A 26,977-nucleotide genomic window follows, 5' to 3' on the forward strand; every position below is an offset into this window, starting at 1 on the left:
CTGTTTGAGATGAAAATCCTTGGTATCATTGGCCCTGGGATAAGCGTAGGTGGTATCCTAATCTCTTATCTTATCCATAGAGATTGGTGGGGAATCACCGAAAACGCAATAAGTGACCTTGGGAGGATCGGGCTTCCTTATAACTGGGTTATGAATATTTCCCTTATCCTCGGGAGTGTATGCCTGATAATCTATGGAGCTTGGAGGTTCAAGAAATCCAAAGATATTGGATGGCTTTTGTATATGTTGGGATCAGTATTCCTCGGATTGATAGGAATATTTCCTGAGGGAACGAATCTCCATTATGAAGTAAGCTGGGGATTTTTTGTTTCAATGTTCTTGGCTATCCTCCTTCTCTCGATTTCATTCCTAATTAGAGGGAATAAGCTTGGAATCGTAGGATTAATGCTTTTTCTTCTTGGGGTACCGCTCGCCTTATGGTCATTAAAGAAGTTTGAGGGAGTTGCTGTTGCTGAAACAATTTCAATTGTAGTATTCCTTATTTGGCACTACTTAATGCTAGGAGATGCCTAGAAGATTTCCAGCTATGCCAATGATTTAAAAGAAGTTGAGGAGAGATGTAAAGGTTCATGCTCTCAGTGGTGTGATCATGATTGTATCAAAAGGTTAAATAGTGAATTTCATTTCTTTAGTTATTTTTCAGGGAGAAAAGTTAGATATTTGAATATTCTAAGATTTTCGCCTTATTTCCGCCTGGTATTTAAATATTGAGAAAAGTATATAACCCTGCTAATGTTACCCACCTTGAAGCCTCACGGTCATTAGGGTGATGATCATGGTTAAGAAAGGGAGCGATCCTGAGGTTGTTGAGATAGATGAGATTGAGGGACTTGGATTGGAACTTGAAGAGGAGTCAACTACCTCTAAAAAGAAAAAGAAGGAGAAAGAGATAAAGAGTATTGAGGATCTTCCAGGAGTGGGTCCTGCTACTGCTGAAAAGCTTAGGGAGGCGGGATTTGATACTCTAGAGGCTATAGCGGTTGCATCCCCTATAGAACTTAAAGAGGTTGCGGGAATCAGTGAAGGGGCAGCCCTTAAGATAATTCAAGCGGCGAGGAAGGCTGCTAATCTCGGGACGTTCATGAGAGCTGACGAGTACCTAAAGAAGAGGGAAAGCATTGGAAGGATCTCAACTGGAAGCAAAAGTTTAGATAAATTACTTGGTGGAGGTATAGAGACCCAGGCGATAACGGAAGTCTTTGGGGAGTTCGGTAGTGGGAAGTGCTTTGCTAGGGATACCGAAGTTTATTATGAAAACGATACGGTACCACACATGGAATCAATTGAGGAGATGTATAGTAAATACGCCTCGATGAATGGGGAATTACCATTCGATAATGGTTACGCAGTTCCATTAGATAATGTCTTTGTGTACACGTTGGACATCGCTAGTGGTGAAATTAAGAAAACGAGGGCTTCATACATCTATCGCGAGAAGGTTGAGAAGCTCATTGAGATAAAACTATCCAGTGGATACTCCCTTAAGGTTACTCCCTCTCACCCAGTTCTCCTCTTTAGAGATGGCCTGCAATGGGTCCCCGCTGCTGAAGTTAAACCTGGAGATGTTGTTGTTGGTGTTAGGGAAGAGGTACTGAGAAGAAGAATAATATCCAAAGGAGAACTTGAATTCCATGAGGTTTCCTCGGTAAGGATAATAGATTACAATAACTGGGTCTACGACCTTGTAATTCCGGAAACCCACAACTTCATAGCTCCCAATGGACTTGTTCTCCATAATACTCAGCTAGCCCATACCCTTGCGGTAATGGTCCAATTACCCCCAGAAGAAGGAGGATTAAATGGCTCGGTAATTTGGATTGACACTGAAAACACCTTCAGACCTGAGAGGATTAGAGAGATTGCGAAGAATAGGGGATTAGATCCTGACGAAGTATTAAAGCACATCTACGTTGCTAGGGCATTTAATAGCAATCATCAAATGCTGCTAGTTCAGCAGGCCGAGGATAAGATAAAAGAGTTACTGAACACGGATAAGCCCGTCAAGTTGCTAATAGTGGATTCCCTCACGAGCCACTTTAGAAGTGAATATATAGGTAGAGGGGCATTAGCTGAGAGACAGCAGAAGTTGGCTAAGCATTTAGCCGATCTACATAGGTTGGCGAACCTTTATGAGATAGCTGTCTTTGTAACGAACCAAGTTCAGGCCAGGCCTGATGCTTTCTTTGGAGATCCAACGAGACCCATAGGTGGGCATATCTTGGCGCATAGTGCAACCTTGAGGGTCTACTTAAGGAAGGGTAAGGGAGGAAAGAGGGTAGCTAGGTTAATAGATGCACCACACCTTCCTGAGGGAGAGGCCGTTTTCAGGATAACGGAGAAGGGAATTGAAGATTAGCCTTCTCTTCTTCCTTTTTTATATGGAAAATACCTTTAAACGTATAGGGAAAGTTATCTTTGGTGGTAAGCATGGAAGTTCTTGACAAGGTAGCTAGGGAAATAGACTCCCTAAGAGATGAAATGGTCTCTACTTTAATTGAATTAATCAAGATCCCTGCAATTTCACCAGATTTTGGCGGAACTGGAGAATATGATAAGGCCGAAAAGTTGCTGGAGATTTTAAGAAGCTTGCCTTTTGACAAGGTTGAGACCTTTAATGCTCCAGATCCCAGGGCTAAAAATGGCGTTAGGCCAAACATAGTAGCCTATTACTATGGGGAAAGTGATGAAAGGTTGTGGATTCTGAGCCACCTTGATGTAGTTCCTCCTGGGGAAGGTTGGACTGTTACTGAACCCTTTAAGCCGATTGTTAAAGATGGAAAAGTTTATGGTAGGGGCTCTGAAGACAACGGACAGGCTATAGTTTCATCACTCTACGCTGTCAAAGCCCTAATGGATCTTGGCATTAGACCCAAGAGAACGGTAGTTCTTGCTTTTGTTAGTGACGAAGAAACAGGAAGCAAATATGGAATTGAATGGCTGATAAAAAACCATCCAGAATTATTTAAGAAAGATGACCTTGTCCTCGTTCCAGATGGTGGGAATTCGGAAGGAACGTTCATTGAGGTTGCGGAGAAGAGTATATTATGGATGAAGATCAAGGTAAAAGGTAAGCAAGCTCATGCAAGCATGCCTCACAAGGGTATAAATGCTCACAGAATAGCTTCCGAGCTTTTAGTATCCCTGGATAAATTCCTACATGAGAAGTACTCTAAGAGGGATCAACTCTACGATCCTCCTGAGAGCACCTTTGAACCTACGATGGTCAATAATCCAGCCGGATCGCCAAACGTGATCCCAGGAGAGCATGAGTTCGTCTTCGATTGTAGGGTTCTTCCAGATTATAGTCTAGATGAGATAATAGGGGATGTTAGGAAGATCTGTACTGAAATAACTGAAAAGTACAAAGCTAGCTATGATCTCGAGATTCTTCAAAGATTAGATGCTCCAAAGCCAACGGATCCAAACAGTAAGATAGTGAATTTGCTTAAGGAAGCCTTAAAGTTGCTTAGAAATAAGGAACCTATAGTGGGTGGGATAGGCGGGGGAACCTTTGCTGCATTCTTCAGGAAGATCGGTATACCTGCGGTAGTGTGGGCTACCTTGGATGAGACAGCTCACCAGCCAAATGAGTACGCTAAGATAGAGAACATAGTTGAGGATGCAAAGGTAATGGCAGCTCTCTCCCTTCTTTGAGCTCTTTATTTTGTTTGGTGATCGCTAAATGATCAAATGGAGAGATGGTAAGCTTGGCCTTCCAATTAAGGAAGCTGTTGAGCTTTTTCCAGAACTTAAGAACTTCTTAGATGAAAAGGGGAGGCTTGATTTCTCGAATAGGGAAGCACGAATACTTTACAACAAGGCCGTTGCGAAAGTACTATTTGATCTTGATATTGAATATCATCCAAAAGGTCTTGTAACACCTCCAATATCGAGGTATATATTCTTAAAAACGTTTTTGAGAGGTGGAGAAAAGGTTCTCGAGATAGGCACAGGGCATACGGCCTTAATGTCCCTAATTGCCGAGAAGGTATTCAAGTGCGATGTTACGGCCACAGAATTAGATAATGAATTCTACAGTTATGCTAAGCTGAACATAGCCAGGAATAACTCCAGGATTAAGTTGCTAAAGAGTTCGGGCGGTATAATTAGGGGCGTCGTTCCTCGAGGTGAGAGGTTCGACGTAATATTTTCGGCCCCTCCCTATTATGAAAAACATAGTGGGGGAGTATTGACTGAGAGGGAAGCATTAGGTGGAGGTAAATTTGGGGAGGAGTTCTCCATAAAATTGCTTAATGAGGCCCTAGATTATTTAAATGCTGGTGGAAAAGTTGCACTATTCCTGCCGCACAAAAGGGATTTATTAAATGCAATTAAGATGAAGGGAATAAGGTTGGGTTATGAAGTAAGGGATATTTTATTCAAAGTTGGAACGAGAAAGAGACATAGCCTAATCCTAACAGTTTGATCAGACCGTGGGCGTGTCATCATCACTCAGTGGAGGTGCTTTTTCTTCATCTCAATTACTTACCTTCTATTAAATCCTTGCAGTTCTCACAGACCCATATTTCATGGCCTTCGTAGTATACCTTGTATAGGGGACCATATTGACCGCATAGCTCACATATTCCGTAAACTTGGGGTTCTTCTTCCTCTTTTTCCTCCTCTTCATTATTCTGAGAGGCTAAGGCCGCCAAGAGATCCGTTGCGGTGACAAATCCTATTGGCTTCCCAAACTTCGTCACAAGAATCCTTCTAACGCCTTTTTCCGTCATTAATTCAATTGCATCCTGAACATCATAGTCGTACTCTATTTTAACTGGATTCTTTGTCATAATCTCCTCTACTTTAACCTCTTTTGGATCTTTTCCCTTAGCGACTACCTTGTCTAAGATATCTCTCTCAGTTACCACTCCCAAAACTTCACCCTTATCCATTACGACAGCGCTTCCGACTTTATTCTTTGATAAGACCTTGGCAACTTTATGAACGCTATCTGTCGGTTTGACAACTACAGCTTTCCTTTTGACGATCTGCTCCACTAGTATCTTTGGTGCCATGCTTACCCCTCCCTTCAACTTCAGTTACCCAAAGGCACTTAAAAATATTATGTGAGGGAGTGATGGTGAGAATGTGAGGAAGAAGGGACCTGTAGTCTTAGGTAAATTTTGGATATATTGGTGCGAGAAATGTAACGTTCCCTTAATAGGAGATACGTGTAGCATACACGGAAAAGATAGTGTGTTCAAAATCACTCTAACACCCCCAGGAGACGTTAGGTTCGCTTTCCCTAAGGATATAGAACTAATCAGAGAAGTCTTTAGGGAGCACTATGGAGTTGACTTGGGAGAGCTACTTGAAGGGAAAATAGTTTTACTCAACAAAATTCCTGGAGAAGATGACAGCTACGAGATAATATTTGATGGCTTTATATTTGGGATAATCTCCTTTAATCCCAGGAAATTAAAATGGAAGCCAGGATTAAAAGAGGAAGGGGCAAAACTTTTGTGGGAAAAATTTGGTAAATCCCTTAAGAAGTGGGTAATTATAGATAGAGGGGCCGTAGAACCTGTGAAAAATGGTGCTAATGTCCTTCCCGTTGGAGTGATAGAAGCGGAAGAGAGCATAAGGAGAGGGGATGAGGTTATAGTAGTTTCTGAGGATGGGGAAGTTGTTGGAGTTGGAATAGCAAAAAAGGATTATAATGAGTTAATTAATCCCCAAGCGAGAGGAACTGGCGTTAAGATGAAAAGAAAGAGTAAGGGAAGTGGAAAACGATTAAATGGGAGAAAAGCAACCATTAAAGATGTTATCAAAGCAAATTCAGCCGAATTAGAAAAGAAAGTTAGAGAAGCAAGGAATTTTATGAGAAGCGTTGCTGAGAAGTTTAAGCTCCCAGTGGCAGTAGCATTTTCTGGGGGAAAGGATAGCTTAGCTGTTTTAGGTCTAGCAATGGAAGAATTTAACAATTTTACAGTCTTTTTTAACAATACTGGAATAGAGTTTCCAGAGACCGTGGAATACGTGATGAAGCTGAGGGAGAAGTATAAAAACTTAAACTTCATAATAGCAGATGCTGGTGACGCATTTTGGAGGGCTATTAATATCTTTTCTCCTCCCGGAATGGATTACAGATGGTGTTGCAAAGTAACCAAGCTCGGGCCAATAACTTTAGCAATAAGGAAGCACTTTCCTAATGGAGTTTTGATGTTCGTTGGTCAAAGAAAGTTTGAAAGCTTCAAGCGATATAAGCAAGGTAGGGTCTGGAAGAATAAGTGGGTTCCGAATGAAATAGGGGCTGCTCCGATCTTCCATTGGACGGCCTTAGAGGTATGGCTTTATATCTTTTCGAGAGGCTTAGAGTACAATCCCCTTTATGAGAAGGGAATAGATAGAATAGGCTGTTTTCTATGTCCGAGCCAATCGCTAGCTGAAATCCAAAGGTTAAAAGAAGAGAAACCAGAACTCTGGGAAAAATGGTATAGAGAACTAGAAAAATGGAGGAAAAGACTTGGCCTACCAAGGGAGTGGATAGAGTATGGCTTTTGGCGGTGGAGAAGGGTAGGGAGAAGGGAGAAGGTCTTAGCTAAAGAGCTAGGAGTTGAAATCCCAGAAGAGCGGAGCTGGGAAGTGATCAAGTTTGATATTAAAGAAGAGGAAGGTAAGTACATAGTAAGACCTTCAACGAAGTTAAATCTTACTAGGATCCGTGAAGTTGCTCCAATTCTTGGTAATGTGGAGGAGGGGGATAATTATCTAAAGGCTGGAGAGAATATCTTTGATAAAGATAAGAACGTAATTATCTCTCCTTCCCTTGAGGAGGCATATTCATCGGTGTTGTTATTAAAAAGGGCTTATGAGTGTGTTGGGTGTGGGGTGTGCATCACAAGCTGTCCGGAAGAAGCTATAGAGCTTGATGAAAAGAGAAAAAAGATCGTTGTTTCATTAGAGAAGTGTACACACTGTAGGGAATGCATGAATGTTTGTCCATTGGTTGTGATCAAAGGTGTTGACAATATCCTTTGAGATTATATAGGCAAATTTTTATTAATTTTTTTGTCTATTTTTTAATATAACAAATTTTAATTGTTTATCTTTTGAATATTCTACAAATATTTTGGCATAATCGTCATAAATATGGCGCTTTATACTGTCAATTAGGTGAAAAAATGAGTGTTATTAAAATAATATCTAGGGATATATATAAAGTAATTGACATTCAGACAAGAATATTGGACTATATGACAAAGTACTTTCTAGGGAAAGGTTTCAAGTGGTTGCTCCCAGTAATGCTAAGTCCCATAACTGATCCTTTATGGCCAGATCCAGCAGAGGAGGGGGTAAAGCCACTAGAGGTAGAGGTATACGGGAAAAAGATGAGGCTTACACATAGCATGATCCTCCACAAGCAGCTTGCAATAGCGATGGGACTTAAGAAAATCTTTGTTCTTTCTCCAAACATAAGGATAGAGACTCGTGAAAGAGATGACGGAAAGCACGCTTACGAATTTACTCAATTCGACTTTGAGGTTGAAGGGGCCAAGATGAAGGACATAATATCCCTAGTTGAGGAGTTGATGCATGGATTGTTTAGGAAAGCGGAAGAGTGGACTGGGCGAGACTTTCCAAAAGCTAGGCATTTCAAAGTGTATGAGTATAAGGATATCTTGGATGAATTTGGAAGTGATGAGAAGGCGAGTCAAGTAATGGAGGAACCGTTTTGGGTAATCAACATTCCTAGGGAATTCTATGACAGGGAGGAGGATGGAGTTTGGAGAAACTATGACTTAATTCTCCCTTATGGATATGGAGAAGTTCTAAGTGGTGGAGAACGTGAGTGGGAGTACCAGAAGATAATCGAGAAGATAAGGGCTTCAGGCTTAAGCGAAGAATCCTTCAAACCTTACTTAGAAATAGCAAGGGCCGGCAAGTTAAAACCAAGTGCTGGGGCCGGAATCGGAGTGGAGAGACTTGTTAGATTTATTGTAAGTGCTCATCACGTTTCAGAAGTACAACTCTTTCCAAGGATTCCGGGAATTCCGGCGATGATATGAAAAACTTTAAATTATTATCCTCCCTTCTTTTGGGAGGGAGCTCATGAAGGCGTTTCCAGCTTACCTTGCCTCCTGGGAAGATATCGAAGAATGGGCAAAGACAGGAGCATGGAAAGTACTAGAAAGTGGATGGATGCCAGATGTTATAGTCGGACTTGCTAGAGGTGGGTGGATAGCTGCTAGGCTTTACTGTGACTACTTAGGAGTTAAAGACTTAGTAAGCGTGAAAGTCGAACATTGGGGAATTACAGCAACACCTGATGGGAGAGCTAGGCTTAAGTATGGAACCCAGTATGATTTCGAAGGTAAGAAGGTCCTCATAGTTGATGACATAACTGATACTGGAGAAAGTATGAGCTTAGCTTATGAATACATGAAATCAAGAAATCCTGCGGAGATAAAAACAGCTACTCTACTAAACATTAAGGGATCGAAGTTCATTCCCGATTACTATGCAAAAGATATCGACTGGGTATGGGTAGTATTCCCTTGGAACTTCGTGGAAGATATGATAAACTTAACGAGCAATCTCTTCGAGGAAAAGGAGAAATTAACGATTGAAGAAATAGTATCTCTATTTAAGGAGTTGCATGGAATTGAAGTTCCTAAAGAAAAACTTGAAGAAGCCCTAAGAATTGCTGAAAAGAGGAACATTTTTAAGTTTGAAAATGGCTTTTGGATGAAGGTGTGAATATTGGACAAACGGAAGACGATAGAGAATATAAAGTCCCACAGTAACTACTCCAGGGAAATGTATGAAATGAACAAGGATGCTATCGAGAGTGCCTTAGATTCTTACGAAAGTTTGAAAGAAGAATACCTTGAAAATCACCCGAGAGCAAGGCTGATAAGGATCGTTGTTAACGAGGATAATGATTTACCGTTGGCTATGGAGTTTAACAGAAGAGATGATTCATTCAAGGGATTTACGGTAGCAATAGGAAAGCCATATGTAAAAAAAGAATAAAATTTACTCTTTCCTTTCACATAGCTCCAGGAGCACTCCCGTTACACTCTTTGGATGGATAAATGCTATTTTTGCTCCTCCTGCCCCAACTCTTGGTTTTTCATCGATAAGTTTGTAACCTTTTTGTTTCAGCTCCTCCAGTTTACTTTCGATGTTTTCTACCCTAATTGCCAGGTGGTGTATCCCTTCTCCTCTTTTCTCGATGAACTTTGCTATTGGGGAGTCTTCAGTTGTGGCCTCCAGCAACTCAATTCTGTTTTCCCCAACCTTTATGACTGCTACCTTAACTTTTTGATCTGGGACTTCTTCAATCTCTTCAACCTTAAATCCAAGCCCTTCCCAGATTTTAATAGCTTCTTCCAAGTTCTTAACGGCAATTCCAACATGGTCTATCCTCTTAAACATCCATATCACCTCCCGACGATCTTTTCTAAGACGAGGTCAGCTGCAGAGTATGGATCTAAATCCTTATTTAAAACCATGGATATTATATCTTCAAACTCGCTAAGTGAAGCTTCAACTTTCTTAGCAACGATTCCAGCTATTATAGTTTTGACTTCCTCTTCAATTCTAGTCCTTCTCTTTTCAGCTAACTTCCCACTCTCCTCTAGGAATTTTTTATGTTCCTTTATCTTTTCCCAAAGTTCTTTAACTCCTTTTCCGGTAGTCCCAACGGTTTCAATAATTGGTGGTTTCCAACCAATTTTTTCCCATTTTTCCTTTTCTAGATCCAATGCTAGTGTTAGCTCAAAATAAGTTATATCGGCCCCTTCTCTATCGGCCTTATTTACAACGAAGATATCAGCGATCTCCATTAGCCCAGCTTTTATAGTTTGAACGTCATCTCCTAACCCTGGGATTGTTACCAATACAACGGTATCGGCCGTTTTGACGATATCTACCTCTATTTGCCCGACTCCCACAGTTTCAACAAATATAACGTCACACCCATAAGCATCTAGAATTTTTATTGCATCATTTGTGGCTTTGGATAACCCTCCTAAAGATCCCCTTGTGGCCATGCTCCTTATGAATACTCCAGGATCTGTTGAGTGTCTTTGCATTCTAATCCTATCTCCGAGCAATGCCCCTCCTGTAAAAGGTGATGTTGGGTCTACGGCTATTACTCCAACGATTAATCCCTCTCTTCTCGCTTCTTTAATCAGCTTATCTAGCAAAGTTGACTTTCCTGCTCCTGGAGGTCCTGTAATTCCCACAATATGAGCGTTCCCCGTTAAGGGATAGATTTTCTTTATAATAACTTTTGCCTTGCTTTCATCATTTTCTACGAGAGTTATTAACTTAGCAACGGCCCTTCTATCCCCTTTTTTTAGCCTTTCTATAAGTTCATCTATAGGTTGCATTTTTCATCACTGGAGAAATTATCCAATGAAGGAAGTTAAAAAGATAAGGGTTATGAACTCTCTCGAAACTTCTTTAATTTTCCAACGTTCTTGTCTATAAATTCAATTATTTCCCTAAGAGGAGTTCCTGGGCCAAAGACTTCGGCTACACCCATCTTCTTTAGTTCTTCTGCATCGTCTGGAGGGATTATGCCCCCTGCAACAACAAGAACATCCTCATTTACTTTAATACCCTTCTCCTCCAGGAGTTTCAGTATCTTAGGTATCAGAACCATGTGAGCTCCCGAAAGGATGCTTATCCCTAGAACATCTACATCTTCCTCTATAACAGCTTCAACGATCTGTTCAGGTGTCTGCCTTATACCTGTGTAAATCACTTCATAGCCAGCATCTCTTAATGCCCTAGCTACAACTTTAGCCCCTCTATCATGACCATCAAGCCCAGGTTTTGCCACGAGAACTCTAACCTTTGACCTTTCAACCATTTTTCTCACCCCTGGGATTCTATTCTATGAAACAATATTTAAGAGTTGCTAGTATGGATATTTTATCCCGTAAGGAACTTAACAAATTCATTGGAACTGGGAGTGGGGGTTGATACATGTTAGGGGATGTTTATCACCTCTTTAGTGGTGGAAAAGATTCCTCGTTAGCAGCTTGGATTTTGCGTAAATTGGGGTACGAGGTTAGGTTAGTCACAATAACATTTGGGGTTTTGGATAACTGGAAGTATGCCAAAGAAACGGCAGATATCTTAGGCTTTGAACATGAAGTGGTTAGACTTCCCAGAGAGTTACTTAACATGGCCGTGGAAATGTGCATAGAGGATGGAAAACCTGGAAGGGCTATTCAGTTTCTTCATGAAAAAGCTCTCGAGTACGTGGCCTCAAGGAGCTATGTAAAGCGAATTAGTGATGGAACCAGAAGGGATGATAAGGTTCCATTTTTAGATCTACGAAAGGCAAGATCCCTAGAGGATAGATTCAACGTTGCATACATAAGGCCCCTACTAGGGCTCGGATATAAGACGATTAGAGAACTCGCTAATAGTATATTTGTAATAGAAGAGAGGGAGAGTGAAAAACTAGAGAAAGGAGATTATGAAGCTGAATTAAGATATATGCTCAGGGAAAGGGGAATTAACCCAAAAACTATATTTCCTAGTAGACATATGCAATCTAGGGTTGTAGGGATTAAAGATGATGAACTCGGCAGGTCCTGATTCGTGATGAGGATCTTGAGTGCTGATTTACCTTACCGAAATATCTAATCTCTTTAACTTTATTTGTATTTGGTTTTCTTCTTCTACTTCCCTTATTGTCCTAACTATAGTGTCTATGGCCTTTCTCTTTATTTCTTCCTCACTAAATGTTGACAGTACCCCAAAGAGACCCTCACTCTCAACCTTTGCTAAGCTAGCTTTTACAGATATCTCAATGCTATTCTCATGAGGTTCATGGTTTACATTTATCCATCTTAAATTTGCATTTGGTATTGACTTAAGGTTTTCCTGTAGTTTCTTCCTGAGGGTTTCCATCGCTGAATCGATTCTGGGTTTTATCACTGTCTTTTCTATCTCTCTCTTTTTGTCTTCTAATAGGTAGCTAAGCTCCTCTATTCCGGCCTCTTTAAGCATTTTCTCAACTTCCTTCTCTATTTCCTTCTTTTTCTTAAGGATTTCAGCGGCTTTAGCTGAAAGTTCAGCGGCCGTTGGCTGTTTTAGTTCTACAGTTACGTTATTTATCCAAATATATTTTCCGACGATCTTACTTAACTCTGAAGCATGTCTCTTGGCGAGAGAACTTATAATAGCCCGTAACTTTGGCTCATCTAGCTCTTTTGATTTTCCTTCAAGCTTAATATTAATTTCAAATTCTTTGACTCCTCCCAAAATTTCTAAGTCTAGGTTGTCCACTATAATCCCTTCATCTTCAATTTCCTTAAGTAAAGTTCTGGCAAAGCCCGTGAAATACTGCTTAAACTTGGGATCTATCGTAAGATGAAGGTTCGGAGCTAGTTCGTGGGTTGGTGGTTTAGTTAGTTTCCATAGGGAAGTATCTTCCCTCTCCCTCTCTTCCATGGAGGTAACAACTTCACCGACGACAACGTTAACCTTTAGATCCTTGATTATTGGCTTTAAGTTTGTGCTTTTCATGATCTTTGGTATATGTTTGTTAATTAGGAATAATGCTCTTCTCTTTAAAACTTCTGGATTTCCATCATTGGCCGTTATGTAAAATTCTCCAATAAGGGAGACCGTTCCTTTTCCAATTTCTGCATTTATTCTAGTAGCCCTTAGTTGGGCTCCTTTGAGTTGTCTATTGATATCTCCTTTCAAAAGATTAATGTACCCCATTAGTGCCTCTTTTACTTTTCCTTCACTATCACCTTTGACGTTTATCGTGATCTCTTCAGGGATTTTGATTTCTTTTTCTTCCTTTATCTTCTCTGTTTCTCTTTCTATTTCTTTTATCTCCTTCTCCCTTGCTTCCCTCGCTTCAGTTATTGCTCCTTCTATAGTTTTTTTCGCTTCCCTCTTGAAGATCTCTTGAAGTGGAATGGCCGGGGTTTTTGAGAAAACCTCAATATTTTTGGCTAGTACCATTTTAAATGACTCATTATCTAGTGGATATAAGGTCGCTACTAATGGTAAGTCAGAAAGCTCTACAAATTTTTTAAGAGCTTCTTCTCCATGGATTATCTCCTTCTTATTAAGGATTGTACATTCTATTGCAAGTATCCTTTTTTTATCCATTATCATATCTATGATGTATTGTCCACTCTCATCCTTTCCAAAGATCCTTACATATGCACCCCTGATATTCGGGTCTCTAATATTCTCATTAATCAAATTAAGGACTTCTTCTCCAGATAGACAGACCTCATTTTCTATCTTTGGTTGAAGTCCTTGGATTTCCATCTTCATCACCATTAGATATATATACCCTTAGATTTTCAGGATGATAAGTAGGAAAGTTAGGATTATTAAAAGAATACTCCAATGCCTAATATTTAAACATTATTGGTTATAGGTGGAGCGTCATGAGGGTGTTAGTCCTTGGGGGAGGGGTGTTAGGGAGAGCTATAGCTGAAGCTTTAATTGGAGAATTTGATGTGACTGTGATAGAGAAGGATAGCATAAGGGCACAAGCTTTAGCTGAGAGTGGCCTTCAGGTTGTTCAGGGGGATTTTTCCTACACAGCAACCCTACTAAAGGCTCATATTGAGAGGGCTGACTTGATAATAATTACAACGATGGATGTTCAGACCATTGCTAAGACGCTCCATGTCGTTAAGTCAAATAATAAGAACGCATCTGTTTTGATAATACTCCCCGAGGATAGATCTGTCGAGGACATAGAATCCGTATTAAAAGAGGAGTATGAAATGGATGTGAAGATAGACTATGTGATAAATCCAAGAACTGCAATTGTAAAGAATGTAGTTGAAACGATAGAAAAAATAGGAGAAAAGAAGAATGCTCTTAAGTTGCTGAACAAGTTAAACGAAATAAAGGAGAAGACGGATACTCTGCTGATAGTTATGCATGACAATCCAGATCCCGATTGTATGGCAAGTGCATCTGCCCTTGCAGTAATAGCCCAGAGCATTGGATTAAAGACTCAGATAGTTTATGGTGGGGATATAACCCATCATCAAAATAGGGCCATGGTTAACGTTCTTGGAATGGAGTTTAGGAAGGTCTCCAGGGGAAGTTATGAGATAAAGAGGCATAAGGCCATCGCGATAGTGGATGCCCAACCGAATGGAAATATAACAATTCTTGATGAAGAGGATTTGAATAAGATTGAAATTATAATCGATCATCATCAGATACTTCAAAATTTAAGAGAGAAGTTGCCTCCTAATTGTTTCGTAGATATAAGGACCGATGTCAATGCAACTTCTTCCATAATGGCCGAGTACCTCAAGGCCCTCGAAATACCGATAACTGAAACCCTCGCAACGGCCCTCTTCTATGGGATGTATATTGATACAAAAAAGTTCTCCAAGTTGAGTAGAGTTGACATAAATGCTATAGAGTTCCTGACTGGGAAAGTTAACTATGAGTTGCTAGATAAGATAGAGTTTCCAGATATAAGCACGGAAACTGCTGAAATATTAGCAAGGGCTATTTTAAACAGAAAAATATACAAGAATGTGATAATAAGTAACGTGGGATTTATAGCAAATAGGGATGCTATAGCTGAGGCAGCAGACTTCTTATTAAGGCTGGAGGGAATAACAACTGTACTAGTATTTGGAATAGTTGATGATAGGATAGAAATTTCAGCGAGAACTAGGGATGTTAGGGTCAACATAGGAAACGTCATGAAGGAAGCATTTGGAGAAATCGGAAGTGGAGGAGGTCATCCTCAGGCCGGTGGAGCTAGAATTCCACTTGGAATATTCAAGCTAGCAAGGGATAAGACATCCTTACTAAGGCTCGTTGAGGAGGCCATTACTGAGAAGTTCTTAGAAGCCCTCGGAATGAAGGAGGTTTCATGATGTGAAGATCCTACTCGTTACGGGAAAACTTGCTGAACCAATTGTAAGAAAATATGGGAAGGGATGTGATGTTTTTGTAACCCCTGTAACAGTTGCGGCATTTTTAACTCCCAGGATGATAGCTGATTTCTTGGAGAAGGCCGGTGTAAAGGGTTATGACATAATTCTGATTCCGGGTCTCGTTAGGGGATCCACAGAAATAATTGAGGAGAAAACGGGCATTCCAACATTCAAAGGTCCGAAAAATGCCATTGACTTACCGATTGTTCTAAAGGCAATAAAACAGGGATTTAAACTCAGTAAAACGATACCGGCTGATGAGCTATTCTCTAGGGATGCCCTAAGGAAAGTGGAGGACATAAGGAACAAAACTAAAAACAAATCTTACATAAGAAAGGCACTAAAAAAACCTTGGAACATTCTAGTTGGTTCCCTTCCCGTAGGTTTTGACTTTCCAGCTAGAATAATTGCTGAGATCGTTGATGCACCTAAACTATCCCTCGAGGGACTAGTAAAAAAAGCAAATTATTACCTTAGTGAAGGGGCCGATATTGTTGACATTGGTATGGTAGCAGGGGAAACAAATGTTAAATTCTTAGATGTGATACCAGAGTTTAGGGAAGTTTTAGGTAGGGAAGTTCCAATATCCCTTGATTCTTTAAATGCTAAGGAGCTTGAAGCTGGCCTTGACTTCGTTGACATGATCCTTAGCGTAGACTGGAGCAATGTGGAGGACCTAGTTACCGACAAACCAGTAGTCTTAATTCCAACTGATATGAAAAATGGCTATTTTCCATTAAATCCCAGAGATAGGGTTGAATCTCTTGAAAAATTAAAGGAAAAAGCATTATCTCTTGGATATAAAAGGATTATAGCTGATCTAATACTCGAGCATTATCCGGGATTCTCTAGATCAATAGTGGCCTTCTCCCTTTACAGGGATAGAAACAGGGAAGATATAATGCTAGCTGGTGTGGGAAACGTTACTGAGATGACGGATGCTGACAGTCCTGGGATAAATGCCCTTCTCGCTGGAATAGCCAGCGAATTAAGGATCTCAATGCTCTTGACAACTGAAGTAAGTAGGAAATGCACTGGATCCATTAGAGAGCTTAGAAGGGCTATTGACATGACGCTCTTGGGCGGTGTAAAGGATGTTGGTCTTAACTTACTTCTCTTAAAGGAGAAGAAAGATAAAGGATTGAGATTTGAGATTTCAAAAAATATCGTTGAGGCGAAGCGTAAAGAGGTAAAGCTTGAGGATACCTACTTTAGGATATTCGTGGATAATGGGAAGATATATGTAAATGCCTATAAGGGGATGAATCTTGTCATAACTATAGTCGGAAATGAACCCAATGAGATAATGGACACGATCCTTGACTATTTTTCGCTTTCTCCGAGACATGCTTTTTATCTTGGTAGGGAGCTAGAAAAGGCATATACTGCGTTAAAGCTTAGAAGATCTTATGCCCAGGAAGAAGAGCTTTTCAGGGATTTTTATACTAAAAAGATTTATAACCCTTAATCTAACCTAAAATTTGAGGGAGAGAGTATGCAACCAAAAAAGAAAGTTAAAAACGAATTTGAGGAGGAAGAGGAGCTTTTGGAGGAGATGGAAGAGGATTGGATAGAAGAGGAGGAGTGGGAAGAGTGGGAGGAGGAAGATTGGGAAGAGGAAGATTGGCTCGAAGAGGATGAGGATTGGGAAGAGGAGGAAGATGAGTGGTGAGCTAAGGGTTAGAAGAGTTTCTTCCTGGGAGTTCGATCTAATTTTAAGGGAAGCTGAGAAGTACGGGGAACTTTCCCATGAATTTTTTTCCATAGTTGAGGGTGAGTATAGGGATGTTTACGCAGTCAATGAGAGCGTTTGGAAGCTCGTGGAAAAGCTTCCACTTAAGCCTTATTCTCTGGGAACTTTTGTTGGAACTATAAGAGTAGATGATAACCTCGTTGAAAAATTCTATCCAAATATAGAGTTCTTCTCCCTAGTGAAGGTTACGAAAAACTATGCTGTTCTTGGCCCAAAGGCATCTTTCCTGTTCACAACTGGAAAAGACGTCCCGAAAAGGGCAGTCAAGAAGCTTAACTGGCAGGGAAGTAGAAAGATACTAATCTACAATGATCTTGGAGATATAATAGGAATTGGCATGATAAATCCCAGGAATGATGAAAAGTTCATAAAAAACTTAAAAGATGTGGGAGAATTTTTAAGGCGTTAATGCTTACCTTCCTGTTTCATTGGATATGGGACAAACTCTACCGTTCCTCTTTGTCTTATAGGTTGCTTATAGAGTTCCATAAGAGCGTAAACTTCCTCTGGAACGTCAGTTGAAACGTTTAATCCTAGTTTCTTGGCTTCCTCTACGGTAATTGGATAATCATGAGTCCATCTTCCCTCAGTTAACACCTGGGCTAATTCCTTTGCCTTCTCCTCACCGTACTTATCCTTAAGGAGATTAAATATGAAATCCCTAACCTGCCTTATAGCCTTCTCTGCAACATCAGCTAGTATTAGGGTTTGATCATCGACTTTATCAACTCCCTTCTTTTCTACTGCTCTCACTATGCTAGGTGCTGGGTACTGGCCGAGTTGAGGATCAACAGGGCCTAGAACAGCATGAGGATCCATTATTATCTTATCAGCGGCCAGCGCTATGAGGGTTCCACCACTCATTGCATAGTGAGGGACTATAACCCTAGTTTCGGCGGGATGATCTTTTAGAGCTTTAGCTATCTGGGTTGCGGCTAAGACCAAACCTCCAGGAGTGTGAATTATCAGATCTATCGGCTTATCCTTTGGGGCCATCCTTATTGCCCTTAAAACTTCTTCACTGTCTTCGATGCTTATAAACCTGTAAACTGGAATTCCAAAGAGGCCTATGCTTTCCTGCCTATGGATTAACGTTATAACAGTGGAGTTCCTTTTCCTGGCAAGCCTCTCTAATAACTTCTCCCTGGCCAGTTGTAGTTGTCTATACTGCATTTGAGGCCACAGCAAAAGGTACAAAAAGAGAAACCACCAAATTAAGGAACCTAGGAAACCACTAAGAGGATCCACTCTATCACCCCTCTTCGAGAAGTCTTTCTAGTGCCTCCTTTGCGCTTCTAATGCCATTCTTTAGATTTTCGATCCTATTTTCAAGGACATTTATCTTCTCCTCAAGTCCTTTCTTCTCCTCTTCAAGTTCTCTTATTTTCTCTTCATAATCTTTTATCCTACCTTCAATTTCTCTGCTCTTCTCCTCGTATTCTTTTAGCTTTTCCTCCAGTTCTTCGACTTTCTTTGCTTTGGCTTCATATTCCATTAGCTTCACTTTACTTTCCTTGAGCTCTTTCTCTAACTCTTTCTTTTCTTTCTCCAATGTTTCAATTCTTTCTTTTAGTTCTTCAATTTCCTTCTTGGCTTTCTCTAGATTTTCAAGCTCTGTAGCCTCAAGCTTGGCTTTTACCTCTTCGAATTCCTTCTTTAGTTTTTCATACTCTTTGAGTAGCTTTTCATACTCTTCCTTTGCAACTACCTCTTTTAGTCCTCCTTTTTCTATCATCTCTATAGTCTTTATCAGCTCATCCAGCTTACCTTGCTTGATCAAGTCGTAGGTTTCTCTAACAAGCTGACCAGCTTTGCTTTCCCCTTTCAAATGCTTCCTTATCGTCTGCTCAGTTCTACCGAGCTCTCTTGCTATCTCGCTAACAGTCATTCCTGCTTTCTCTCTTGCTATCGCACCTGCCGCTACCGCTAAGCTATCCACCCACGTGAGTCTCTCTGCTGGATCTTTTATCAACTCAATAACTTCTGGTCTGAAGAGGGTTGCGAACAGTAATAAGCTCTCTAGTTGATGGATCTCGCTCCTAGTTATTGGATTTAGTGGGATTTCAATTTCTGACACTTTGATCACCTCCATTATAATTCTAGAACCTTTCCTCTCTTCAGAACCTTATCGGGGTACACGATTATTCCCTTATCGGTTATATCGAAGGGATGCCTTCTCATGCTATGACTAGTTCCGCGCATCTTCCAGACTATTAAGGAACGCTTAAGTTCTCCATCTATTTCGTCTAAATCTAACCTTATTATCCCATCAACTCCATGCTCAACTCCAGGACCTCCAAATCCTCTCTCCCCTACGCTTACCTGGCTTACGAATATACTGGTACATCCAGTTCCGGCTAAAACTCTCTTAAGTTGAAGTATTATGCTCCTTGCCATTGCAGGTTTGTTTATGTAAAGGGTCGTTACGGAATCAACGACAACCCTCTTTGCATTAATATCTCTTATCGCCTGCCTCAGCACCTCTATGAACTCCCTAATGTCGGTAAGGTCGTGAACTATGTACTTCTCATATTCCTTGCTCTTACCTATTCCAGCTGTAAATGCATCCACCATCGCAAACATTCCTTTCTCTTCATATGGTTTAACATCCCAACCGAATTGGGCCATGTTCTGTCTAACTTGAACTGGATGCTCCTCTAGGGCTACGTAAATTCCTGGTTCACCCATCTTAAGTCCATTCCACAAGAATTGTTGACTGAATATTGTTTTTCCAGTTCCAGGTCCTCCACTAAGTAGTACGACGTTCCTTTCAGGTATTCCTCCATGAAGTATCTCATCAACTCCCGGAATTCCAGTTTTGACTCTCCTAGTCATAATATTCACCACCATTTCTTATCTATGGTTTTATTAACTTCATGATACTATAACGTCGTCAAGATATTTAAGGGTTTCCTTATCCACAAATATAAAAACTTAAGATTTAATAATCTTTCTAGGGTGAATTATATGGAACTATACGATGTCGATGAATTCTGGAAGTTTCAGATGAAAGTTGGACTTGTGAAGAAAGCTGAAAAGATTAAGAGGACAAAGAAGTTAATTAAATTGATAGTTGACTTTGGAAATGAGGAGAGAACGATAGTTACAGGTATAGCAGATCAGATACCTCCTGAAGAACTTGAAGGAAAGAAGTTTATATTTGTAGTTAACTTAAAGCCGAAAAAATTTTCAGGAGTAGAAAGTCAAGGTATGCTGATCCTTGCCGAGACTGAGGATGGTAAGGTATACCTAATTCCAGTTCCTGAAGAGGTTCCGGTTGGAGCTAGGGTGTGGTGAGAGAGTAATAAAAAATAAAATAGTTAGATTACACTTACTTTCTCCTTTTAAGGTATGTTATTATAGTTATTAGTATCGCGAGAATTCCAGCAACTAATGCTAATATCTTAAGTCTCTTTGCACTTTCAACGTTCTCTTTTACCGGTATTTTCACTGTTTCTTCAAATATATAGACGTTATCATCTCCTTTTTCCTTGTCTCCTACAGCCCTTATCCTTATAAGGATGTTGTATACCTTTGGGAGGGCATCTTTCTCTATTGAGAGGGTTATAACTCCCTCTCCGCTCTTTCCTGGATCGAGGGTTCCTATGTAATCCGTTCTTTTTACCAATGTGAAGGGTTGTGACGATCTGACAACTCCTTCTATTGTTACGCTTTCGGCTTGCTCTCCTCCAATATTCTTAACAGTTACATATACATTCACATCCTTTCCTTGCAAGGGTTCGCTTCCAAATCTCACATTAGTTATGACAAGTTTTGGTTTCTCTGCGATTATTATTGGAAGTGTAACATTTAGAACCCTAAAGTTTCCTGAAGGATCTCTATATTCCATCGTTATTGGGATATAGTACCTTCCAGACGTTGCATTCTCATCTACGTCAACCTTAAACGATGCTCGTGCTGAATCTCCTTTTCCTAGGCTACCTATATTAATTATCTGATTACTGGTTTCGCTTAACTTGAATGGGAACCTTGGATTTGGTATGAGAAGTATGTAATCGGCCTTCCCATCTCCGACGTTTTCAAGGGTAAAGGAAATCTCGACATTTGAAGTTCCTGGTAATATCCTTGAAGGAGAAGTTGAGACGGAAGTTATGACGAGCTTCTCAATTCCAGTAACGTCAATTCCGATGATTCTCTCGTCAGAGATTAACCTGTCATCTGGGGAAGATAAGTACTTTAGCTCAATTTTAAGGGGATAAATGTTGTTTTCAAGTCTTTCATTTGCTTTAAGCGTGAACTCTACTTTCATTGTTTGATTTGGAGTTATGAGCCCATCATACCTGACGTTATCTTCCCCGATAGGTAGGAATGCTGGAACTCTTTCCTGGGCTATTTGCTCGACTATTTGATTGAAGGCCGTTTGAAGATTCTTGGATAACTCTTGTCCCCCAGGAATTGGAAGATTTGAGAGTTGAGACAGATCTACCTTCTTTATTTCCCTTCTAACGAGGGTTTCCGTGGGTATTATCCTGATCTCAAGGGCCTTTGCATATCCTTCACCAACGTTCTTTAAGGTGAATACTACCCTGAATGTCATCCCAGGCTCCACTTTCTTTGGCTCTATCGTCACGTTCTCGATCTCTATGAACGCTTCCCTCCTCCTTATAATGGTAGTTGATATTGTAAATTCCTGAGTCTTTTCTTTATTGCTATCTCCCGAGTAATACTTCAATCTAACCTTGAATACATAAGTTCCTGTCTTTGCAGATTCACTAACGTGAAGCTTAAATGTCTTGTTGAACTCTTCTCCAGGATCTACGAACTTAAGATAAAATGTACTCGGGGAAACTGGCGAGAATACTCTCCCTGTTAAGTCCTCAAGGATTAATTCTCCTCTGACATCTTTAGCTGTATCTTCTCCTAAGTTTCTAAACTTTAACTTTATCGTAAAGTCATCTCCAGGGTGAACTATTCTGGGTACTTCTTGAGTTATGACGAAGTTGGCTTCGTGATCCCTGGAAACTGTCACGATAGCTGTGTCATAGGATACCCTCTGCTCAAGGTTTTCTCCCGTTGTGTATGAGAAATACACTACCGTAAGATAAAGGGGATAATCTCCTGGTTTTGCATTTTCATTTACCTTATATAGGAAGGTTATAACCTTATCCTCCCCCGGCTCTATGATGTCAATGAACTTAACCGAACTTTCTACTGGATATAATGTCCCTTGAATTGTTCCAGTTTGGGTGAGAACCTGAGGGATCGTCGTTGCTATGCTTTCTTCGCCAGTATGTGACCTTGCAACATTTGGAACTACGGGAGTTGGGGATAAAATAACAGTAACAAATCTAACTTTCCTAGATCCAATGTTCTTCAAATGAACATTTACGTTGAAGAATTGTCCTGGCTTTACGGTACCTTTTACTTCTATCCTAGAAAGTAGTAGGCCCTGAACCATGGAAGCTCTCCATTGAACTGGTCCGCTTATACTGACCCTTGCACCATTTGGATATGTATTTAGTACTGTTATGTAAACTGTCTTCCCTCTATATTCAATCTTTATTGTTTCATTTACTCCAACCGGTCGGGCATTCGGTACGTAATAAGGTTTCGCTATATCCTGTAGCTTTATCCCTAGCTCTGGATGTTCCTCTATTGTTTTTACTATAGCATTCCAGACCTCCATCTGGGAAGCTGTGGATAGCCATCTTAGGAATTCTGCATATTCGATGGGATTATCTGGGTTGTAACCTAGAGTTTCTGCCATTGCTCTTAGGAAGGTTTGATTTTGGAGTAGATTCTGAACCTTATTTGGATCTGGGACGTATATTAGGGTTAAATTTGGACCCACAGGTTCCATATCTTCATTAAATACTATAAAGAGTGCTTTCCATTTTCCGTCATTGATGTCATAGACGACGTCTTTTAAGAAAATGGTAAGCGGCCCCACTAACAGGTAATCCCCCTTATTCATGTACCCTTCATATAGTAGCTCTGGGCCTTGGGCTAATGAAAGTGGAAGGGGAGCTGTAAGGATTAAAAGAATGAGAATATATGAAAGCTTTTTCATTCTTTCACCTCCTTAATTTTTCTCCCAAATTCAAGCTGAAGTATAGCGGGAGTTACGAGGTAAGCAGCTAACATTGATGAGAATATTCCAACAGCAAGAACCTTTCCAAAATCGTGTATAGCCGTTAAACGACCAGTTAATAGTGCTAAAAATCCTCCAGCAGTAGTTAAAGCTCCGATAAGTATTCCTGGACCAACGCTTTCCATTGCAGTGATTATTGGTGTTTTATTTCCTTCCTTTAACTCTTCTAGGAATCTATGGGTAATGTGCATTCCATAATCAACTCCAAGACCGACTATCATTGATACGACACCTGCTAGAGTTTGGGAGAAGGGTATCCCTGCTAATCCCATGTAGCCAATTGTCCAAAGGGCTCCCAGGAACATCGGCATTATCATTGCTACAGCTACAGTTGGCCTCCTAAATATTGCAAATACAATTAAAACGACTATAATAGTTCCTATCGTTGAGATTTTACCTAGTTCCTCGTTTACGAGGTTATCTAAAACGTAGTTGAGGTAAGACTCCCCAGCAAGTTCGGCCTTGACTCCAGGCGGGAAGTTCGCTCTCTTCAGCTCTTCCTCAAAGTACTCCATTATCTTATTGAAATCTTCCTGGGTAACTCCCATAAAGTTCCCCTTTAGCTTTACAATAGTCAATGAATAATCTGAAGATACTAGGGAAGACCCTTCTAAGGCCTTGGCAATTTTCTCCTTATCCTCTGGTATGTAGCCGTATTTTTCAATTACAACATCAGCTATACTCTCACTTTCAAAGACGTTATTTATGTAGGAATCAGCTTTAACCTCCCTTTCAAATCTTAAAATTGATCTAACTATCTCAGGATCTCTCACGTCATCCGCTTTTATTAATATTGTTATCTCATCCTGACCTCCAAACTCAGACCTTATATCTGTTAGGGCTTGTATCTCGGGCATATCCATTGGTATCATCTTTTCTAACCTCACCTCGGTCGTTATCTTCGTAGCTCCATAGAGAGAAACTCCTGATATCATCACGGCTATTAGAAGAGCGAGCCATGGAGATCTTTTTATGAATAAACCCAATCTAGAAAATATGAATCCTAATTTCCCTTCCTCTCCTCCAATTGATATTATTTCTCCCTTTTTCCCTAATATCTTAGTCCTGAACTCCTCCTCAAGTATTGCTAATGCTGGAGTTACAATGACTGCATTCACCGCTGCAAGTCCCAATCCCATTACTAAGCTAATGCTCAACCTTTTTAGGGAGGGTAATATAGAAAGTGAGAGCGCAAGAAAGCCTGCTATCGTGGTTAATGCAGCTCCTAGCAATGCTTTTCCTGTCTCTGAAATTGCTTCTTCTGCAGCTTCCTCTGGGGATCTACCTTTGTTTCTCTCCTCATAATACCTATTGGTTACGTGAACTCCATAGTCTATTCCCATTCCTATTATCATAGCTCCAACGGTACTCGTTGCTATATCTAGTGGAATTCCAAGGAGGCCCATAAAACCCAGGGTCATAGTAACTCCAAAGATTAGAGGGATAAGAGGAACTAGCATCCTAATTGGGGATTTGTAAAAGTACAGAAGGAGAATTATAACAATAATCCCAGCTACGGCCATGGTTCTATTCATGTCATTCTGTAGCATTTCGAGTATCTTGTACGTTATTCCAAGGTCTCCAGTTAGCACAACTTCAACTCCCTCTGGAAAGTTTGACTTTTCGATTTCATTCTTGATCTCGTTGTATACCCTTACAAGGGCTCTTTGATTCTTTTCCCTATTTAGACTAACTATTATGATTGTTGACGAGTAGTCTCTACTTACAAGTCCATTTCTGGCATCTTCTGGTAGCATGTTGAGGACGAATTTTACTTCTTCGATGTTATTTGGGAGTCTTCCTAAGATTTGAACGGCCAAATCTGCTATGCTGAAGGTATCCGTAACATATTCTTTATCCTTTAGTCTCTGTTCTAGGGAGTACATGGCCTTTATAACGGTTGGATCCCTAATGTCAGCAACCTTGTCAGGGCTTTTAATTTTAACATAGATTAAGGCCGATCCACTCCCTCCAAACTCATTTTGTAATGTAAAATAATTTTTAACAGCTTCTAAATCTTCTGGTAGCTGTTTAGATAGATCACTTTCAAATTTAAGCTTTGTAATTCCGTAACCTGACAATATCAGTAGGAATATCGTTATTACAGCAAGACTGTGTCTGTAGACTACTATAATTCTCGCGATCTTCCTTAGCATGATCTCACCCAACTTTCGGAAATTTCCGAAAGTTTTATAATTTTGGAATTTAAAAACATTATGGTGAACAAAGATGGGTATTAAGGAGGCCAAGAAGATTATCATGGAAACCTTCGCAAACACGGCTAGGAGGCTTGGTCAAAGTGAGCTCGTCGGATACATCTATGGGGCCTTGTTTTTATCTGGGCGGCCTATGAGTTTAGGCGAGATAGCTGAGATAACTGGTTACTCTCTTTCTCATGTGAGCTCTGCAATGAGGGTTCTTGAAGGTGTTGGTCTAGTCCAGAGGGTTAAGAAACCAGGGGATAGGAAGGCCTACTTCATAGCGACAAAGAACTTTTCTGAATGGAGGAGTTCCGCTTTCTATGAAAAAATACTCAGGGATATAGATGAAACTAGAGAAAACCTTCTTAGAGCTCTAAAAGAGCTTGAACATGAAAAGGGGAGCGAAGTTGAAGAGATTAAGAAAAAGCTTGAGATAGCACTAAAAAGGAATGAAGTTGCAAGGAAACTATTGACTCTAATAATGCAGTTTAGGTCTGAGGAAGAACTTCTCCACGTCCTAGAGAAATGTTCAAAATAAAAGAAATCAGCCAGGAATCCGGTCATCATATCTCAGTATCGATGGCGTTCATCATCACACCTTATTATCTTTTAAGGAGGTTCTTAACTTTATCGACTATCTCATTTAAAGAGACGTTATATTGCTCTCCACTTTCCATATCCCTTATTGTTACAACCCCTCTCTCAACATCTCTCTTCCCAACTATTATGACTAACTTTGCTCCCACCCTATTTGCATAGTCTAAAGCCTTTCCTAGCTTTCTTCCTGAAAGCTCTATGTCTGTTTTTATCTTTTCCCTCCTTAACTTTACTGCTATATTAATTGCAACTTTTTCCATGTCCTTTAGAGGTATGACGAAGACTTCTGGGCCAGTTTGAGGTTTGGGAATTAAACCTTTCCATTCCAGGATTGGTAGTAACCTTTCTATTCCAATTGCGAATCCAGTGGCCGGTGTTGGCTTTCCCCCAAAGATCTCTATAAGATTATCGTACCTCCCCCCTCCCCCTATGGATCCTATCCCAAGTTCATTGGGGGATATTGCTTCGAAAACTATACTCGTGTAGTAGTCAAACCCCCTTGCTATTCCCAGATCTATGCGGATCCAGTCCTTTACACCGTACCACTCAAGAAGGTCTGTTAGCTTGTATAGTTTGGATATTTCCTCTTTAGCTTTTTTGCTTTTAAATAACTCCTCCGCTAAAGGTAAAACGTTATCTGGTCTTCCCTTTATTTCAACAAGTTCAAGCACCTTTTCAATTTCGCTCTCTCCTAAGCCGAATTCTTTAAGTAAGTTGATGAACTCTTCCTGGGATAGTTTATCCCTCTTGTCTATTATTCTCATTAATCCAATGTCATCCGACACTCCAAGCATTCCTGCGAACTCATCTAGAAGAATTCTATCTCCTATGTTAACCGTAAAATCTCTGAGGCCTGTGGAGAGGTAACTCTCAACGAATAATGCTATAACCTCTGCATCGGCCTCTACTTTGTCACTTCCTATTAACTCAACTCCGGCCTGCCAAAATTCCCTGTAACGACCACTTTGAGGCTCTTCGTATCTAAACATATTAGCTATATAGTACCACTTTATAGGTTTTGGGGCCATTTGGAATGAATTTACATATAGCCTAGCAACGCTCGACGTCATATCTGGTCTTAGAGAAACATCTCTCCCTCCTTTATCCTTAAAAGCGTATAACTGCTTTACTACCTCTTCTCCACTTCTCAGCTGGAATAGCTTTGTGTATTCCATTACGGGGGTTAAGATCTCCTTAAAGCCGTAAGCTTCAAAAACCTCCCTAATCTTTTCAAATACCCATCTTCTTTTAGCCATATCCTCGGGCAGAAAGTCCCTAGTTCCTTTGACTCTCTCTATCATGATACCTCCCTCTCCTCCATTCAGGGCCCACCATAAAAAATTTCTGCAATAAAGACGATTACCTTTATACAATGCCTGAA

At 40.3% G+C, this 26,977-nt stretch carries 25 protein-coding genes, 1 other RNA gene and 1 pseudogene; 16 read left to right on the forward strand and 11 right to left on the reverse strand.

Annotation, left to right across the window (positions count from 1 at the left end; translation table 11 throughout):
• Nucleotides 1–9 precede the first annotated feature (9 nt).
• The 4 genes from PH_RS01180 to PH_RS01195 all read left to right on the forward strand — a co-directional run bounded on the left by PH_RS01180 (nt 10) and on the right by PH_RS01195 (nt 4,447).
• The gene (locus tag PH_RS01180; protein WP_048053546.1) at nt 10–534 is read left to right on the forward strand and encodes a DUF998 domain-containing protein; all 525 of its coding nucleotides are present in this window, start codon (nt 10–12) and stop codon (nt 532–534) included.
• A gap of 253 nt (nt 535–787) precedes the next feature.
• On the forward strand, nt 788–2,377 hold the full coding sequence (gene radA, locus PH_RS01185; RefSeq protein ID WP_010884362.1) for a DNA repair and recombination protein RadA: 1,590 nt from the start codon (nt 788–790) through the stop codon (nt 2,375–2,377).
• A gap of 71 nt (nt 2,378–2,448) precedes the next feature.
• Complete coding sequence (locus PH_RS01190) at nt 2,449–3,675, forward strand: M20 family metallo-hydrolase (RefSeq protein ID WP_048053073.1); 1,227 nt, start codon at nt 2,449–2,451, stop codon at nt 3,673–3,675.
• 28 nt (nt 3,676–3,703) lie between these two features.
• A complete protein-coding gene (locus PH_RS01195; RefSeq protein WP_010884364.1) occupies nt 3,704–4,447 on the forward strand; it encodes an RlmF-related methyltransferase in 744 nt (247 codons plus the stop codon).
• A gap of 55 nt (nt 4,448–4,502) precedes the next feature.
• Here PH_RS01195 and PH_RS01200 read toward each other — a convergent pair whose 3' ends face one another.
• A complete protein-coding gene (locus PH_RS01200; protein ID WP_010884365.1) occupies nt 4,503–5,039 on the reverse strand; it encodes a CBS domain-containing protein in 537 nt (178 codons plus the stop codon).
• Between the two features lie 73 nt (nt 5,040–5,112).
• On the opposite strand from PH_RS01200, the gene PH_RS01205 reads away from it, so the two are divergent.
• The 4 genes from PH_RS01205 (at nt 5,113) to PH_RS01220 (ending at nt 9,000) form a co-directional block, all read left to right on the forward strand.
• Nucleotides 5,113–7,005, forward strand: coding sequence for a phosphoadenosine phosphosulfate reductase family protein (locus tag PH_RS01205; RefSeq protein WP_010884366.1), 1,893 nt, complete (start codon nt 5,113–5,115; stop codon nt 7,003–7,005).
• Nucleotides 7,006–7,148: 143 nt separating this feature from the next.
• The gene (locus PH_RS01210; protein ID WP_010884367.1) at nt 7,149–8,033 is read left to right on the forward strand and encodes an asparagine synthetase A; all 885 of its coding nucleotides are present in this window, start codon (nt 7,149–7,151) and stop codon (nt 8,031–8,033) included.
• Nucleotides 8,034–8,076: 43 nt separating this feature from the next.
• The gene (locus tag PH_RS01215) at nt 8,077–8,724 is read left to right on the forward strand and encodes a phosphoribosyltransferase (RefSeq protein WP_010884368.1); all 648 of its coding nucleotides are present in this window, start codon (nt 8,077–8,079) and stop codon (nt 8,722–8,724) included.
• Nucleotides 8,725–8,727: 3 nt separating this feature from the next.
• Nucleotides 8,728–9,000: a hypothetical protein gene (locus tag PH_RS01220; RefSeq protein WP_010884369.1), complete on the forward strand. Its 273-nt coding sequence runs from the start codon at nt 8,728–8,730 to the stop codon at nt 8,998–9,000.
• A gap of 3 nt (nt 9,001–9,003) precedes the next feature.
• Here the strand turns inward: PH_RS01220 and mce are convergent, their stop codons facing one another.
• From mce to PH_RS01235, 3 genes are read right to left on the reverse strand one after another with little or no spacing between them, the layout of a single operon-like run.
• Complete coding sequence (gene mce, locus PH_RS01225; RefSeq protein WP_048053074.1) at nt 9,004–9,405, reverse strand: methylmalonyl-CoA epimerase; 402 nt, start codon at nt 9,403–9,405, stop codon at nt 9,004–9,006.
• 5 nt (nt 9,406–9,410) lie between these two features.
• Complete coding sequence (meaB, locus tag PH_RS01230; RefSeq protein WP_010884371.1) at nt 9,411–10,364, reverse strand: methylmalonyl Co-A mutase-associated GTPase MeaB; 954 nt, start codon at nt 10,362–10,364, stop codon at nt 9,411–9,413.
• A gap of 50 nt (nt 10,365–10,414) precedes the next feature.
• On the reverse strand, nt 10,415–10,849 hold the full coding sequence (locus tag PH_RS01235; RefSeq protein WP_048053075.1) for a cobalamin-dependent protein: 435 nt from the start codon (nt 10,847–10,849) through the stop codon (nt 10,415–10,417).
• 116 nt (nt 10,850–10,965) lie between these two features.
• Here PH_RS01235 and PH_RS01240 point away from each other — a divergent pair.
• A pseudogene (locus PH_RS01240) lies at nt 10,966–11,505 on the forward strand (asparagine synthase-related protein); the annotation flags it as partial.
• Between the two features lie 54 nt (nt 11,506–11,559).
• Nucleotides 11,560–11,615, forward strand: an RNA gene (locus PH_RS09540) — C/D box small nucleolar RNA.
• Here PH_RS09540 and PH_RS01245 read toward each other — a convergent pair.
• Entirely contained in the window at nt 11,614–13,284 is a 1,671-nt protein-coding gene (locus PH_RS01245; RefSeq protein ID WP_173026565.1) for a hypothetical protein, read from the reverse strand. The two genes, PH_RS09540 and PH_RS01245, sit on opposite strands and share 2 nt — an antisense overlap.
• A gap of 122 nt (nt 13,285–13,406) precedes the next feature.
• Between PH_RS01245 and PH_RS01250 the strand changes: the two genes are divergently transcribed.
• From PH_RS01250 to PH_RS01260, 4 genes are read left to right on the forward strand one after another with little or no spacing between them, the layout of a single operon-like run.
• On the forward strand, nt 13,407–14,873 hold the full coding sequence (locus PH_RS01250; protein ID WP_010884376.1) for a DHH family phosphoesterase: 1,467 nt from the start codon (nt 13,407–13,409) through the stop codon (nt 14,871–14,873).
• Nucleotide 14,874: 1 nt separating this feature from the next.
• Entirely contained in the window at nt 14,875–16,401 is a 1,527-nt protein-coding gene (locus PH_RS01255; RefSeq protein WP_010884377.1) for a dihydropteroate synthase-like protein, read from the forward strand.
• A 27-nt stretch (nt 16,402–16,428) separates the two neighbouring features.
• The gene (locus PH_RS09855; protein WP_173026567.1) at nt 16,429–16,605 is read left to right on the forward strand and encodes a hypothetical protein; all 177 of its coding nucleotides are present in this window, start codon (nt 16,429–16,431) and stop codon (nt 16,603–16,605) included.
• Nucleotides 16,595–17,095: a PUA domain-containing protein gene (locus PH_RS01260; protein WP_010884378.1), complete on the forward strand. Its 501-nt coding sequence runs from the start codon at nt 16,595–16,597 to the stop codon at nt 17,093–17,095. Before PH_RS09855 ends, PH_RS01260 begins: the two co-directional genes overlap by 11 nt.
• On the opposite strand, the gene PH_RS01265 is transcribed toward PH_RS01260, so the two are convergent.
• From PH_RS01265 to PH_RS01275, 3 genes are read right to left on the reverse strand one after another with little or no spacing between them, the layout of a single operon-like run.
• Nucleotides 17,092–17,934, reverse strand: a complete 843-nt coding sequence (locus tag PH_RS01265) for an SDH family Clp fold serine proteinase (protein WP_010884379.1) — start codon at nt 17,932–17,934, stop codon at nt 17,092–17,094. The two genes, PH_RS01260 and PH_RS01265, sit on opposite strands and share 4 nt — an antisense overlap.
• A gap of 4 nt (nt 17,935–17,938) precedes the next feature.
• Nucleotides 17,939–18,778, reverse strand: coding sequence for a transcriptional regulator (locus tag PH_RS01270; protein WP_010884380.1), 840 nt, complete (start codon nt 18,776–18,778; stop codon nt 17,939–17,941).
• Nucleotides 18,778–19,521, reverse strand: coding sequence for a KaiC domain-containing protein (locus PH_RS01275; protein ID WP_048053076.1), 744 nt, complete (start codon nt 19,519–19,521; stop codon nt 18,778–18,780). Before PH_RS01275 ends, PH_RS01270 begins: the two co-directional genes overlap by 1 nt.
• Before the next feature lie 132 nt (nt 19,522–19,653).
• Here PH_RS01275 and metG point away from each other — a divergent pair, with 132 nt between their 5' ends.
• The gene (metG, locus tag PH_RS01280; protein WP_048053077.1) at nt 19,654–19,983 is read left to right on the forward strand and encodes a methionine--tRNA ligase subunit beta; all 330 of its coding nucleotides are present in this window, start codon (nt 19,654–19,656) and stop codon (nt 19,981–19,983) included.
• Between the two features lie 34 nt (nt 19,984–20,017).
• Here metG and PH_RS01285 read toward each other — a convergent pair whose 3' ends face one another.
• Both PH_RS01285 and PH_RS01290 read right to left on the reverse strand, forming a co-directional pair.
• Entirely contained in the window at nt 20,018–22,717 is a 2,700-nt protein-coding gene (locus PH_RS01285) for a COG1361 S-layer family protein (protein ID WP_010884383.1), read from the reverse strand.
• Nucleotides 22,714–24,954, reverse strand: a complete 2,241-nt coding sequence (locus PH_RS01290) for a hydrophobe/amphiphile efflux-3 (HAE3) family transporter (RefSeq protein ID WP_048053078.1) — start codon at nt 24,952–24,954, stop codon at nt 22,714–22,716. Before PH_RS01290 ends, PH_RS01285 begins: the two co-directional genes overlap by 4 nt.
• A 73-nt stretch (nt 24,955–25,027) precedes the next feature.
• Between PH_RS01290 and PH_RS01295 the strand changes: the two genes are divergently transcribed.
• A complete protein-coding gene (locus PH_RS01295) occupies nt 25,028–25,537 on the forward strand; it encodes a GbsR/MarR family transcriptional regulator (protein ID WP_010884385.1) in 510 nt (169 codons plus the stop codon).
• A gap of 64 nt (nt 25,538–25,601) precedes the next feature.
• Here PH_RS01295 and hisS read toward each other — a convergent pair whose 3' ends face one another.
• The gene (gene hisS / locus PH_RS01300) at nt 25,602–26,897 is read right to left on the reverse strand and encodes a histidine--tRNA ligase (RefSeq protein WP_010884386.1); all 1,296 of its coding nucleotides are present in this window, start codon (nt 26,895–26,897) and stop codon (nt 25,602–25,604) included.
• Between the last annotated feature and the right edge of the window lie 80 nt (nt 26,898–26,977).

The organism is Pyrococcus horikoshii OT3, assembly GCF_000011105.1.
Lineage (GTDB): Archaea > Methanobacteriota_B > Thermococci > Thermococcales > Thermococcaceae > Pyrococcus > Pyrococcus horikoshii.

Bases quoted from the DNA above. Each gene is read 5' to 3' on its own strand.
- hisS (WP_010884386.1), bottom strand. From the start codon at position 26,897: ATGATAGAGAGAGTCAAAGGAACTAGGGACTTTCTGCCCGAGGATATG.
- metG (WP_048053077.1), top strand. From the start codon at position 19,654: ATGGAACTATACGATGTCGATGAATTCTGGAAGTTTCAGATGAAAGTT.
- PH_RS01275 (WP_048053076.1), bottom strand. From the start codon at position 19,521: ATGACTAGGAGAGTCAAAACTGGAATTCCGGGAGTTGATGAGATACTT.
- PH_RS01250 (WP_010884376.1), top strand. From the start codon at position 13,407: ATGAGGGTGTTAGTCCTTGGGGGAGGGGTGTTAGGGAGAGCTATAGCT.
- PH_RS01285 (WP_010884383.1), bottom strand. From the start codon at position 22,717: ATGAAAAAGCTTTCATATATTCTCATTCTTTTAATCCTTACAGCTCCC.
- PH_RS01200 (WP_010884365.1), bottom strand. From the start codon at position 5,039: ATGGCACCAAAGATACTAGTGGAGCAGATCGTCAAAAGGAAAGCTGTA.
- PH_RS01190 (WP_048053073.1), top strand. From the start codon at position 2,449: ATGGAAGTTCTTGACAAGGTAGCTAGGGAAATAGACTCCCTAAGAGAT.
- PH_RS01270 (WP_010884380.1), bottom strand. From the start codon at position 18,778: ATGGAGGTGATCAAAGTGTCAGAAATTGAAATCCCACTAAATCCAATA.
- PH_RS01290 (WP_048053078.1), bottom strand. From the start codon at position 24,954: ATGCTAAGGAAGATCGCGAGAATTATAGTAGTCTACAGACACAGTCTT.
- PH_RS09855 (WP_173026567.1), top strand. From the start codon at position 16,429: ATGCAACCAAAAAAGAAAGTTAAAAACGAATTTGAGGAGGAAGAGGAG.
- meaB (WP_010884371.1), bottom strand. From the start codon at position 10,364: ATGCAACCTATAGATGAACTTATAGAAAGGCTAAAAAAAGGGGATAGA.
- PH_RS01260 (WP_010884378.1), top strand. From the start codon at position 16,595: ATGAGTGGTGAGCTAAGGGTTAGAAGAGTTTCTTCCTGGGAGTTCGAT.
- PH_RS01180 (WP_048053546.1), top strand. From the start codon at position 10: ATGAAAATCCTTGGTATCATTGGCCCTGGGATAAGCGTAGGTGGTATC.
- PH_RS01215 (WP_010884368.1), top strand. From the start codon at position 8,077: ATGAAGGCGTTTCCAGCTTACCTTGCCTCCTGGGAAGATATCGAAGAA.
- PH_RS01210 (WP_010884367.1), top strand. From the start codon at position 7,149: ATGAGTGTTATTAAAATAATATCTAGGGATATATATAAAGTAATTGAC.
- PH_RS01295 (WP_010884385.1), top strand. From the start codon at position 25,028: ATGGGTATTAAGGAGGCCAAGAAGATTATCATGGAAACCTTCGCAAAC.
- PH_RS01235 (WP_048053075.1), bottom strand. From the start codon at position 10,849: ATGGTTGAAAGGTCAAAGGTTAGAGTTCTCGTGGCAAAACCTGGGCTT.
- PH_RS01195 (WP_010884364.1), top strand. From the start codon at position 3,704: ATGATCAAATGGAGAGATGGTAAGCTTGGCCTTCCAATTAAGGAAGCT.
- PH_RS01245 (WP_173026565.1), bottom strand. From the start codon at position 13,284: ATGGAAATCCAAGGACTTCAACCAAAGATAGAAAATGAGGTCTGTCTA.
- mce (WP_048053074.1), bottom strand. From the start codon at position 9,405: ATGTTTAAGAGGATAGACCATGTTGGAATTGCCGTTAAGAACTTGGAA.